The following is a 13574-nucleotide window of genomic DNA, read 5'->3' on the forward strand; positions in this document are numbered from 1 at the left end:
AATCTAGTACCGCTAATTGTACTGTCATAAACAAGAAAATGTATACTTCACGGACTTATCCTTGTCATAAATAAAAAGTATAAAATATCTTTACTTCACACTTTACTATAGTTATAATACTCCTTCAATTACTCATTAAGCTTATCATATATGATAAGTCGATAAAACACCTTGTTGTAAAACGAAAGAAATTCTTAATATTTTTAGTATTTTGCTTTCCATTAAAAAATTAAGCCAACACATAACTTTTTCTTGCCCTAATAAAAGCTTCTATCTATAGTTTATCAAAGAGTTAAATAAACAATAGAATCACCTAAACATTAGGCAAGAAAAATAGTGTTGGCTTTATATATGTATCTCCTTTAGATTTGCGTGAAATATAAAGTATTTCACGCAAATTTATGACAACGAAAGTTCGCGAACGTAAACTAATTACAGTAACTTTTTCTTCTTTAATATTATGAGAGTAATTATACATATAACAAACGTAATTAAACAAACAATTAAGAATCCATAATCGCTTTGAGCAAATGGCATTCCATCTGTATCCACATTCATTCCATAAAGTCCTGAAATAATCGTCGGTATTGACATTACTACCGTTATGGATGCTAACAGCTTCATAACGGAGTTTAAGGTATTATCAATTACAGATGCAAATAATTCTCTAGTACCATTGATAATATCTCGATAAATTCCTGACATCTCAATCGCCTGCTTATTTTCTATGATTACATCATCTAATAATTCTCGATCTTCTGGATAAGATTTTATCCTTTCATTGCGTGACAGTTTATCAAGTACAACACCATTTACTCGAAGTGAAGTTGCAAAATATACTAAGGTAGTCTCTAATTCATGTAGCTCAATTAAATCACCATTTTTTGTATGCTTACTCAGTCTTGCTTCAATTGCCTCTCTCTTTTTATTAATTGTTCTAAGACAATTCTGATAAACTGTTGTACTGCTATATAATATCTGGTATAAAAATCGGCTTTTTTTAGCTGTACTAAATTCTTTTACTTTGTCCATCATAAATGGCTTTAATACTATGGTATCTTCCAAACATACCGTAACGATCGCTTTCTCTGCCAATATGATAGCCAATGGCATCGTGGTATAAAATTCATTACCATGTCGTGTTTCTTTGGTCGCTATGTCAATTAAAATTAAGGTGTATTTATTTTCAACCTCAATACGAGATGCCTCTTCATCATCCAAAGAAGCTTTGATATCGTCCGTTTCGATTCCAGTCTTACTGGAGACAAATGCTATCTCCTCGGGGGAAGGGTTTGTTAAGTTCACCCATACATTTTCTTCAAAGTCTTCTATCTGCTTTAACGTACCTTCAATGGTTTTATAAATTTGAAGCAACGTTTTTGCCCCCTTTCAATATTTTCATTAGATTTACGGCGCACAAAACGCGCCTTTTTATCGAAATTTGCTTTGCAAATTCCGATAAACTATACTCTAAGAAGTTCTTCGCACTTCTTCTCATTAGATTTACGGCGCATAAAACGCGCCTTTTTATCGAAATTTGCTTTGCAAATTCCGATAAACTATATTATAAATATTTTAGTGGAAATTACAAGCAAAGGTTTCATTTTATATGATTTTTTTGTATTTTAAAGGCAAATTTTCCCTCCCGGCATAACTATATATGAAATATGCTTTCACACGGAATATCACCCTACCTAAAGTATAAACCACATTACATAACAATATAAGTAAAAAGGATAACAGAAATGGTATACCATACCCCTTTCTGTTATCCTTTTTCCTTTTATTCATGATAAGGATAAGTTCGCAATCATTCTTTTTCTTGTTTCATTCGATTTAATAAGCAAACTATACTATAAATTAAGTACATATTGATTAACCTGCTTATCTGTATATAAGCTTCTTTATCGGATTGAAACGCAGATACTTTTTACTCTACCTTCCCTAACATCAAGCGATTCATTGTTTGGAAGCTTGGAATCTAAAATTAGTTTTGTTTCCCCGCCTTGATACTGTAGTGTATAACTTTCTACTTGATAGTTTCCAGGTAATAAGGCTTTCTTCTTAGACATCTGATAGCTTACTGGTATCTTTCCAAGAAAGGTTGCCTTTACTACGCCATCTTCATCTATTAAATACTCTGGTAAGATTGGTTCTAAGGATAGATGAAGTTCTTCCATTTCGTAGCGAAATGGTTTATGGCCAAACATCATAATCTGCCACATATGAATAAATTCAGCGGTGGAACCACTGAGTCTTGCTACAAAACCTTTCCCGTGAATCTTTTCATCAGGATTTGCACTGCTTGCTAAGAAAGAAGAGTTCTCTAAGATACTTCTTCCATACATCTTTTCATCAAGAAAAGGAATTAGCCCATCCTTAAAATCTTCAAAATATTCCTCATATAGTCCAGACTTTAATAACTCTAAGTAGTATTTATATTCCAAATGAAGCCATATAGATTCATTCTCAAGCCACCCCGGGGTAAATGCGGTGGAGCGCCCTACTTCAAACGACGCCTTATGTAGTGATTCATTCACCTTGTACATCTTAAGCTTACGATCATACAAATTACTCGCTTTTACTGCATTATATAAAGCCTTCTTTTCCTCTTTGCTTTGTTCTAACTTTAAATAACGTACTGGACCTTCCAAAAAATAAGGCATTGTAATGAGTTCAAACTCTGTAACGAAGATTCCGTCCTCATTCTTTTCATACTCCTTTGCCTTGTAGTAGAAATACGTAGGACAGATTCCTTTTCCAAGCTCTACCGCTTTCTGTATTCCATTCTTTACAATGAAAGACCAAGAAGTAAGCATTGCTTTGATATCTTCCACTAATAGAAGCACTTTTGTTCCCTCAATACCAAACTTTGTTTTCTCTCTGTAATTTTCTTTGATATCATTCTTTAAATTCCATGCCTCCATGGAAGTGATATTTCTACTTGATACTTCATTTATTTTTTCCATCAGTTCTTTAATTTCCAGAGCTACAGGAATATTGTTAGGGTAACGATTCACAATTGAAAAAACAAACGTTATCATTCTTTCCAGTTCTATCGTCTCACACATAGAAGAACCAAAGATTCCTGGTAAACCATTTAGAGCATCATACCATCCAGGTTTTCCTGCTTCCATCTCAATTCCCATTCCTTCACTATCAAGGGTAGCGAATTTTAATGAGATTAATAATAGAAGTTTTTCTAAAAGGGAGGTTTCGTACACCGAACCTTTTCCATATTCGCGGCGTAATTGCTTATGCTCCACATCTTTTTTACTTAACTTATCTAACGATTGATATTGGCGAAGTCCATTTTTAGTCTCTACATAACGGCTTTGTCTTCTTTTTACGATAGCCTTCGCTTCAAAATATGTATAGGTAGTATCGTTATAAAATAACTCTTCTTCTCTTTCTGGATAAATTGACAGATAAGCTTCTATCAAATCCAAATTATAAGTCCAATGATCTACCCAGTATCCTTCTCCAAAGGAAGCTGCGATTTCACTTTCAGATAACTCCATCACAGACGATAAAGTATCCTCTAGCATTTTCCTATCTAAGCAGCCATATTGTTCTAGAAATCCTAAGAAACTTCCTGGAGTAAAAGAGTTTTGAAAGAAATTGTAGCCACTCTCCTTTTCCTTAATTGGTAGCATTGATACAACCTCTTTTATTTTCTCATTTGGAATAAAAAACGTAGCTTTTTGCACAGCCAATGGATTGTAACCATCAATTTGAATTAAGTTATAAAAAGTTTTGATACACTCTTTTTCAACAAATGGTGAAAATAACACGTCACAACGTCTGTTTTGGTTGACATCTCTAAAATTTGCATTTCCTTGAGAATAGTATTCAGGTAGCATACTAAAGAAATTATAATCTCTCTCGATATCTCCATGTTTTCTAGAATATAGATAAAATATTTTATCCTTTCCTAACTTTATCGGATAACCACCACGTAAGATATTGTCAAGATAGGTTTGCTTACAATAGGCATCAAACGCAGGTGACGCAGTTTTCGTCTCAATTCCCTTACAAAGTTCGTCTGTTAAGGAGATTGCCTCTTCGTATTTTTTCCTAAAATACTCTTCACCCTCACAGCGAGCAGCAAAATCTCGAACTAACTTAATGCTCTGTGCTTGCCCAATCACCTCATGGATTGTAAAATCTTCGCCTGGCAATAATAATTTCTGCTTAGCAAAAAAGCTACAAGGAAGATTATTAGTTACTACCTGATTCTTCCTAAGCAAATCCTTTAAATCTCCTTCTTTAAAGCCAATTGCATCCGTAAGAGAGGTATCATAATCAAAAACAACATAGGGATCGACCAGCACTGGTAAACGCTCCTTGCCATCATATGCAAAGGAAAAATGACCTCCAATTACTTCCTGTACACAGGCGGAATCCTCCATACTAGCTCTCACTTTAAAAAATGGTATACGCTCTGATAAATTCTCAACCTGCATCCATGCTTTCGTCGTCTGTCCCATTTCTTTCATAGAATTAAGACTTACTCCATATGGAATTAAAGAAGGCATACCATCTAGTAATTCCACCATATGCTCTGTATTTCCAATATTTTTAACAGTCACTTTTCGAACTAAGCCACCTAAAGCCACATATGGAAGAGTAAAATAGGTAACAGTAACACAAATCTTATCATCAATTCTATCTTCTAATACCAATTCGTTCATCCCGATGTACATCGCATGTTCTCTTTCAGCATCAGAGAATGCTTCCATATAGGAGCCATCAATCTTTAAAAACGTACGAAACCCATTGGTTTTGGTCATCTGATAAGCTTGATGAGCAGGATAAAACTCCATAATGGAATGATCCTTATCTAGAACGCCAAAACTTGTAACTGCCTGTCCCCGGTTCACATAAAAACACCAAATTGGAACTCCGTATTTCCCGCTAATTCCAGGTAAGAAACTTGAAAAAGTACTCCCTTTCGTATAATTTCTTATGATAAATCTACCTTTGTTGTCAAACATATTTTCTCCTCCAATCTTGTGTATCCGAAGTTTTTTAATTTAGTTGAAACACTTCACGGTACCTTTCACAACTAACTCCCTCTTGCTTAATATATTTTTCATCCTCTTGCTTAATTTATTTTTCAACCTCTTGCTTCATATATTTTTATACTCGTCTAATTTATTTCATTCTCTTGCCTCATTTTATTTCTTAATTATCTATCACTTTCTCTTCCCTTTTGTTAATCCACTGGTTTTGATTTCCTTACATATGAATTTTTTCGATATTCCGACGGTGATACTCCACAGTGATGCTTGAAAATTTTCATAAAATGTTTTTCATTTTCGTATCCAACTTCATTGCTGATTTCCACTATCTTTTTCTCAGTTTTTTCAAGTAATTCTTTCGCTTTTGCAATCCGAAGATCCTTTAAATATTGAACAAAATAAGTTCCTGTATATTGTTTAAAAGCGAAGGAAAATAAAGAATAATTCATTGATATGTAATTCGATACAACTGCCATATTTAAATCCTTATTATAATTCTTCTTAATATAAATCAAAGCTAATTGAATCTTTTGTTTATTTTTAAAATCTGAGAATTCGGATATAATCCTTCCATGGAGTTCATTAAGCCATTCCATTAAATTTTCTATATATTTTGAACCTGAATCATATTCATAAATACTTTTATGATGTAGTAGCGTGGTATCGCTAAAATCTATAAGATTTTGGTAACTTTTCTCAATCCCCTCAACAAAACATTGTATCGCATGCTCAAAGTCCTCTGGTGTAATCTTTCCACACCTAACATTGTAATAAAGATTTTTTATAAATTTATCATTTTGTTCCCACTTGCTTGTTCCAAACAATTGAACATATTGGTCAATCTCATCTTCTGACACTTCAAAAACTGATTCTCTAGAAGAATTATTTTCATTTTCTTCTTTCTGATTTTTTTTCTGATTTTCTTTCTGATTTTCTTTCTGATTTTCTTTCTGCTTTTCTTTCTCCTCATCCTTCATTAGATTACTTCTACAATCTTTATAATCAATCTGGTGACTCTCCTGATAAAAGGATTGCTTTCTTGCAAATAATGCTTCTTTAAATGCAATCTTTAATTCTTCAAATTTTGTATGCTCCTCGCTAAATCCAATATAATCTTCACAAAAAACCTTCTGTGCAAGTTGCTTTTGTGATCCCCTCATTATGTAAATATTCTGATGTTGCATCTTGGTTAATCCTAATATATTCGTTTCCTCTAACCAATCCTCTCTCCAAATATTAGTGCAGCATAAAAGATACCTTTCCTTTTGTAAAAATTCTTCAAAGGTTACCTTACAACTATCTAAGCTTGTTTCTCCTAACATGCAATAACGCAACTGCTGCTGCCATATAAGATTTCTTTTTTCCGCCTCTTCTTTCTCTTCACACAGTTCTTTTTCTAATTTTGTTAATACATCGAATATTTTCTCACGTTCGATTGGTTTTAATAAATAATCTTTAGCTCCGGAACGCAGTAATTCAACTGCATAATTAAAATCATCATAGCCGCTAATTACGACTGTTTTAGGCACATGTGGCAAAACCTGAATTTCTTTTACTAACGTTATTCCATCTTTCCCAGGCATACGAATATCAGTAATCATGACATCGATTACTTCATTTTTTACTACTTCAAGTGCTTCTACCCCATTTTTACATTCAATAATTTGCTCAATCGGAATAGGTGCACGCATTGCGATACTTTTTATCCCCTGCCTGATCATTTTTTCATCCTCTACAATCAAAAGCTTCTTCATGGAATTCCCTCCTCCCTATGTTAGGATCAATGGTATCTTTACGATAACCTTGGTAAACAAACCCTTCCTTGATGCTACACTAATTCCGTAAGGTTCTCCAAAACTGATTTTGATTCGATCTTGTACATTCTTAAGCCCTATCCCATTCCCGGAGCTTCCACTCGTTTCAATCTCACCGGAAATTTTTTGTTGAAGTATTCTAACCTCTTCCTCTGTCATTCCCTTACCTGAGTCCGTAATTTCTATCGTACAATAATCCTCAAATAAAATCCCCTTCATATAGATACTCGTATCCTCCGCAATCTCTTCAATTCCGTGATAAATTGCATTTTCTATGATTGGTTGTAATGACATCTTTGGTATCTCTTGACTCCAAATAATTTCTGGCATATTGATACTTAAATAAATTTCATAATCAAACCGAAGATTTATGAGCGCCAGATAATTTTTAATATAGTCAACCTCTTCTCTTACCGTTACATTTTTTGATACCCATTTCATACTATATCGCAGTAACTTGCCAAGAGAGGTAACTGCATCTGAAATGTCGTATCGTTCCTCTATCTCAGCCATCATTTTAATGGATTCCAGTACATTATAGATAAAATGAGCATTGATTTGATTTTGTAGGGCTCTAATCTCACTGTCTTTCACTAAAAGTTCTCTCTTTAATTGATCCTCCATCAAGCAGGTAATCGTATCCATCATATCATTAATCTGACCGCTTAATTGTCCAATTTCATTAGAGGAATCGACTGGAACTCGTATAGATAAATCTCCTTCTTTTACTTTCGTAACGGTATGAATTACCCGATAAAAATCACGAAGTACCAATTGAACCAAGAAGTTCGCTGCACAAATTAATATAGCGACACCTCCAGTGAATCCAAAGAGAAATACATTTCTTCTTTCATTGATATCTTGAAATGCATTTTTTAAAGAAACAATCTTTAGCAGATGCCCATTAAACTGATCTAGCGGTATATAGCCTACTACAACTGGTTCTTCATCAAGGTACATATTGTAATAATAAGACTCCTTGGTATTCTTTGGTATTGTTTTGAATACTCCCTCTGCAAATTCAACCCACTTTTGATTCGAGTCCCCTTCTCCATAAAAGTACGTTCCATGTTCATCTACAAAACAAGTCCATTGTTCTTCATCCGCTTCGTATATATCCGGAAATAAAACATCCATCTTCGTCGCTACTTCGATCAGGGCATCTACCTTTTTCTTGGTTCCCTTAACACGTGTTGTAAGTGATACAATATGTTTTGATGGCTTTAATACATAATAAGGGAAAATAGTACCGTCATAATCAAAATTCCAGAAAATCTTACGTGTATCATCTTCTTTGTACCAATCGAAATTATCAAGCCGATCCATATGATAAAGAACTGGCATCATTTCCGGTACTTTTTTAGTTGCTATGTAGATTCTTATCTGATAAAGATATGGATTACTGTTTACCAGCCGTTCAATATTCCGAACATCGTTCTTTGAGAATTTTATGATTTCGCTCTTGTCGACAACTTCGGAATCCTGAAACTCTATTAACTTATCCCAAAAGCCTTCACTGTTTAAGATAACCTGTGTTGACATATGACATAGCTCGACATTTTTTTGAATATGGTTATAACTTTGATTGATGCTAATTTCAACATTTTTCACTTTCTCTTTTATGATGGATTCCCTCATATTTTTAAAAAGAAGAACAGATAAAATAACCATAGGTATCACTATGGTTCCAATAATCAGAACTGTTATTTTATGATTTAACTTCATTGCTGAAAAAAGCTTTTTTAGTTTTCTCATAGTAACACCTATTCCTGCACTTATGTTTGTGCATGTTATGTTATGTTATGTTATGTTATGTTATGTCAAAAATCAGGCTCCGTAGAATAGCAAGGCAGACAGTCACTAACCAAAGCTTGATATGGGAAAAACAACCTGTAGATATTCCATTAAACAGGCTGTTTTTCCTTCACAATATATCATATTATTTAACCTCATCCACGTAGTGGAAATGAGGTTTATAAGCAAGTAGCATAAGCGGATTGCGAAAATCCGCTTTATTAATCTAATTACTTAATTCCTAATTTCATTTTTGCTTCCTTCATCATCTCGGTCTTCGTCGCAAGAACTGTATCAATACCGAAATCTTTTCTCTTCTGAATAAATGCGTCCCAGATAGTATCAAATTCTGCTTCTGTCTTCGCTAATAATAGACGAGGTAATACAACGCCCCATTCATTATCTACCTTACTTTGAATATCGAATTCATCAGAATCTGCTGCTAAGCTAACATCATACTGGGATACTGAGATAACATATGGATATGTCCAACGTTCCATCTGTCCAAGAGGTTCTGGTGTTTCCACTGCCCATTTTAATGACATTGCATTGTCTTGGAACATCCAGTAACAGGAATCTGCACCATACTGTTTATCATAAGCACTACGATCAGATGTTAAAATTTCTTTCACTTCCGGTTTCATTGTTTCTTTTCCATTCACATAATCCCAAGTAACACCTTCTACACCTAGCCAAGTCATATGCTGTCCATGCTCACTCATTAAGTAGGAGCATAACTGGATTGCACGGTCTGGACGCTGACATTTCTTAGAAATCATGGTTACGCACCACCCATTGATACCAGTTCCTGGTAAGGTGTAAGCATCACCTTTTGAATTCTTTGGTCCATCAATTGCAATATAAATACTGTTGGGATCATTCTTATATAGTACCTTCTGTTGATCTGCTAAGTCAGTTCTCTGATATAACATACAGAAATAACGTCCCTGAGCAATCTTTTCTTCCATTTGAGCTCTCTTGTCAACAAAGATATCTTCTTTTAGATATCCTTCTGCACCTAACTCGCGGAATGCTTTTAACCAACGCACTAATTCAGCATCGGTATATCTATCGTAGTACTTGCCATCTTTTTCATATGGAGTTGCTAAGAAGTTAGATAAAAACAGATCAAAAGAATTATTACCAATTGATCCAAATTCATGTGCACCTACTGGAATGAGTGGCTGCCCATTCACTTCTGGGAACTTAACCGCTGCTGCTTTTACTGCTGCAATAAAACCTTCCGGTGTTGTCATATCTGGGCTTCCAATTGCTTCATACATATCCTTTCTTACAAGGAAGGTCTGATTGGAAGAGATGTTATCATATTTTTCATAATCCTGTGGAGAGAAAGAAGAGTTTGGATATCCGTAGACATGCCCATCTTCTTTTGTAAACCAGCCAACACGACCTTTGTCTGCTACTTCAAACCAGTATGGGTCATATTGCGTTGCTAATTCATCCAAAGCATAAACCATTTCATCTTCAATCATCTGATTTACTTGGCCTTCCCACCAACCAATCGTTAATAAATCTGGTAAGGAATCGGATGCTATCAAAGAATTTAATTTCTCAGCTTCATTACCTGCAGGAACGATAAAATTAATGTTACAACCTGTTTCCTCTGTAATAGTCTTGGATACTAAGTTCTCACCCCAAGGAGTAGTAAACCAAGAAAAGTTTATATACCATGTTAAGTCAACCTTATCGGATGCGTTTTTCTGCCAACCAGGAACTACCTCTCCTTGATTGTTGTTATCCTTTGTTCCATCTGCTGTACCTTCTGCTGCTTTTGTTGGTTCCGTTGTTGCCCCTACTGTTGGCTCAGCACCAGTTGGTTTTTCTTTCTTCTCACCACATGCAGCGAGAGAAAACAGCATCGTAAAAACCAATAGAAGCGCAAACCATTTTTTGCTACCCAATTTCATTGTAAAATCCTCCCTTTATATTTTATTCCTTAACTGCACCTATCATCATTCCTTTTACAAAGTATTTTTGAAGGAATGGATAAACACAGCATATAGGTAACGTTGTGATAACCATGGCTGCTAACTTTATCGCGGTTGAAGTACTGTCTTTCGCACTGATATTAGAGGCTATAGACCCCGCCATCTGCGAGGACTGTACCTGTGCCACCATACGATAAAGGTAGGTCTGGATCGGTTCTAGGGAACGGTTATCTGTAATATACATTAATCCTCCAAAGTAATCATTCCATTGTCCAACTCCTGCAAACAAAGCAATGGTTGCTAACACAGGTTTTGATAACGGAAGAATTACCTTACGAAAGATGGTAAAATCATTGGCACCATCAATTTTTGCAGATTCCTCCAAAGCTTCAGGAATCTCTCGAAAGAAATTAATCATAATGAGTAGATTAAAAAAGTTAAAAGCCGCTGGAATAACATAAACCCAAAAATTATTTAATAATCCAAGCCCCTTAAATAAAAGGAATGTTGGTATCAATCCGCCAGAGAAGAACATCGTAATCGTTCCAAACGCCATGTAATACTTTCTTCCAATTAAATTTTTTTTGGAAAGCGAATAAGCTACCATTGCGGTAAAAAATACATTAACTGTGGTACCAATTAAAGTCTTTGCAATGGTCACCTTAAATGCCTGTAGTACACTGTTGTCACTGAATACTGTCCTATAATTTTGCAAGGAGAACTGCCTTGGCCACCAATAGATTCCTCCCATTAACGCATCTGTTGCATCATTTAAAGAATTAACAATGACATACCAAATTGGATAAATGCAGACAAAGCAAATAAATAACATGAATATCGTATTTAGGATATCGAAGATTAAAGTTCCCTTGGAGCGTTTGATTTTAGATGATACACGTCTTTTCATGCTGCAACCTCCTAGTATAATGACCTGCCAAGCAGTTTCTTGCTGGAAAAGTTCGCAATTAATAGAAGAATTAATGCGATAACTGACTTAAACAGGTTAACTGCTGTTGCATACGAATATTTACCGAGTGTCATACCAACTTGATATACATACGTATCGATTACTTGGCTTCTGGAAATATTAATCTGATTTTTCAGAATCATTATCTGGTCAAAATTTGCATTTAATAAACCAGAAATCTGTAAAATCAACATAATAGCGATGGTTCCTTTAATTGAAGGCAATGTAATCTTAATTATCTTTTGCATCTTGGATGCTCCATCTACTGTAGCTGCTTCATAGAGCTGTTGGTCCACCGAGGAGATAGCTGCCAGATAGATAATTGCTGACCATCCAAGCTCCTTCCAGCTATCCGAGATTAACGCTACACCCCAGAAGTATTTGGGATCGCCAAGATAAGAAACTGGTCCACTTGTGATATGTAATGCTTGAAATAATTCATTGATAACCCCTGTACTATTTAACCAAGTTGTTAAGATTCCACCGAGTACAACCCATGATAAAAAATGTGGTAAATAAGATATAGTTTGAGTAATCTTCTTAAATTTAAGATTTCTTATTTCATTAAGTAGTAAAGCAAAGATAATTGGAAGTGGAAATCCTATGATTAACTTTAATAAACTGATACCAATTGTGTTTATCATAATGTTACTAAAGTTGGAATCCTGAAAAAACTCTTGGAAATATTTAAACCCCACCCAAGGAGCTTCTGCAATCGATTTGGTTATTTTAAATTTCTTAAAAGCGATTACAATACCACCCATAGGAATATAGTTGAAGATAAACATCCATATAAGCCCTGGGATAACCATAAGCTGAAGATATTTCTGATTCATAAACTTATGCATGGTAACCGATTTTTTTCGTTTCTTAGGTATACTCGTCTCTGTCATGGTCTGTCCTCCGTTTCTTGTTCTATCCTTATTATAAAGACCATAGACCTTGATTATAAGGAACCGTATTTTGAAAAGGTGTCATTTTTTTAGTCTGAGTTCCACCTATTTTTACCCCGGTATTGAAGGATCTGTAATATCTACTTTTTCCCAAACACCATCATTTACCTTCACCTGATACTCTTTTTTTAGCTCTTCGTAATTTCCCTCAAAGCGTAGTTTCGCTTCTTTTTCATCCTCTGAGAGTGTTAAGAGATAGTCCTTATAATACTTTGTCGAGAGTGATATCTTTTCTTGTATCTCATAGACTAATTCATTCGTTAATCCTAAGGATTGTAGTTCGTTTGTTGGTATTGTTTTTTCAATATCCTTTGCCTGATCCCTGCATATTAAAAGTTCTTCTTCTGTTAAGAAATACCCTTCTTTTTCTGCCATCCTGTATAAAACTTCATACTTAATTGCATTATCAAGAGCAAATTGTTTCATCTGATCTGCCATTGTAACGGATGGCTCATATTCTTTCTTCCAAAAATCTTCTTCTCCTAAAAATGATGCATAGAGTTCACCTTGCATCTTAGCAAGGAGAACATGATACATCATTTCATCTAAGGTTATGGTTGTCTCCCCCATAGAAACTACAGTAGAATCTGCTTTTAGGGCTATTTTTTTACTACAGCTACACAGAATCAAAATGAGACAACTAAGTAGAAGAAAAACGCATAACTTTTTATTATGATGCATATTTACTCCTATTCCGCGCATTCACCTATGCACACAATGATCTAATTTTCTCTGCAAATCACTGTAACGATGCTATGAGCATTCACCTTAATTTCCTGACCAATTCCATTCTCTCTTAGTACTACGATTACCTCTTTCTCAGATTTATTTAGTAAAACAACAACACGTTCTTTGTTTGGATTAATAAATGCTGCTACCTCTACTAAATCCGTATACTTAGTGTAAGCAATACGGTTTGCACCAGGCATAATGAATTTACTAAAGTGACCTATGTAATAGTAAGAAAGATTAAACTGTATACTATCCTCCTCTACATTGCACATGATTGGAGCTTGACAGAAGTTTCCTACATGATTTGGTCCACCTTTTTCGTCAAGTAATAGATTCCAGTC

9 protein-coding genes are annotated in these 13574 nt (G+C 34.7%); all 9 read right to left on the reverse strand.

Going from position 1 to position 13574, the window contains the following annotated elements; all coding sequences use genetic code 11:
- Positions 1-432: 432 nt before the first annotated feature.
- A complete protein-coding gene (locus RTP52_RS05515) occupies positions 433-1374 on the reverse strand; it encodes a magnesium transporter CorA family protein (protein WP_312106824.1) in 942 nt (313 codons plus the stop codon).
- Between the two features lie 530 nt (positions 1375-1904).
- The gene (locus RTP52_RS05520; RefSeq protein WP_312369753.1) at positions 1905-4997 is read right to left on the reverse strand and encodes a hypothetical protein; all 3093 of its coding nucleotides are present in this window, start codon (positions 4995-4997) and stop codon (positions 1905-1907) included.
- 221 nt (positions 4998-5218) lie between these two features.
- The gene (locus RTP52_RS05525) at positions 5219-6778 is read right to left on the reverse strand and encodes a response regulator transcription factor (RefSeq protein WP_312369755.1); all 1560 of its coding nucleotides are present in this window, start codon (positions 6776-6778) and stop codon (positions 5219-5221) included.
- Between the two features lie 15 nt (positions 6779-6793).
- A complete protein-coding gene (locus RTP52_RS05530) occupies positions 6794-8593 on the reverse strand; it encodes a sensor histidine kinase (protein WP_312369757.1) in 1800 nt (599 codons plus the stop codon).
- Positions 8594-8862: 269 nt separating this feature from the next.
- Entirely contained in the window at positions 8863-10560 is a 1698-nt protein-coding gene (locus RTP52_RS05535) for an extracellular solute-binding protein (RefSeq protein ID WP_312369758.1), read from the reverse strand.
- Positions 10561-10582: 22 nt separating this feature from the next.
- On the reverse strand, positions 10583-11488 hold the full coding sequence (locus tag RTP52_RS05540) for a carbohydrate ABC transporter permease (protein WP_312369760.1): 906 nt from the start codon (positions 11486-11488) through the stop codon (positions 10583-10585).
- Positions 11489-11499: 11 nt separating this feature from the next.
- Positions 11500-12441, reverse strand: a complete 942-nt coding sequence (locus tag RTP52_RS05545) for an ABC transporter permease (RefSeq protein ID WP_312101235.1) — start codon at positions 12439-12441, stop codon at positions 11500-11502.
- 111 nt (positions 12442-12552) lie between these two features.
- Positions 12553-13182 carry a hypothetical protein gene (locus RTP52_RS05550; protein ID WP_312369762.1) on the reverse strand — a complete coding sequence of 210 codons (630 nt, stop codon included), beginning with the start codon at positions 13180-13182 and terminating at the stop codon, positions 12553-12555.
- A 41-nt stretch (positions 13183-13223) separates the two neighbouring features.
- On the reverse strand, positions 13224-13574 hold a 351-nt coding region (locus tag RTP52_RS05555; RefSeq protein ID WP_312369764.1), incomplete at its 5' end, for a glycoside hydrolase family 30 beta sandwich domain-containing protein.

Origin of the sequence: Lachnoclostridium sp. (genome assembly GCF_031997925.1) — a bacterium.
In the GTDB taxonomy this organism is placed as follows: domain Bacteria; phylum Bacillota; class Clostridia; order Lachnospirales; family Lachnospiraceae; genus Lachnoclostridium.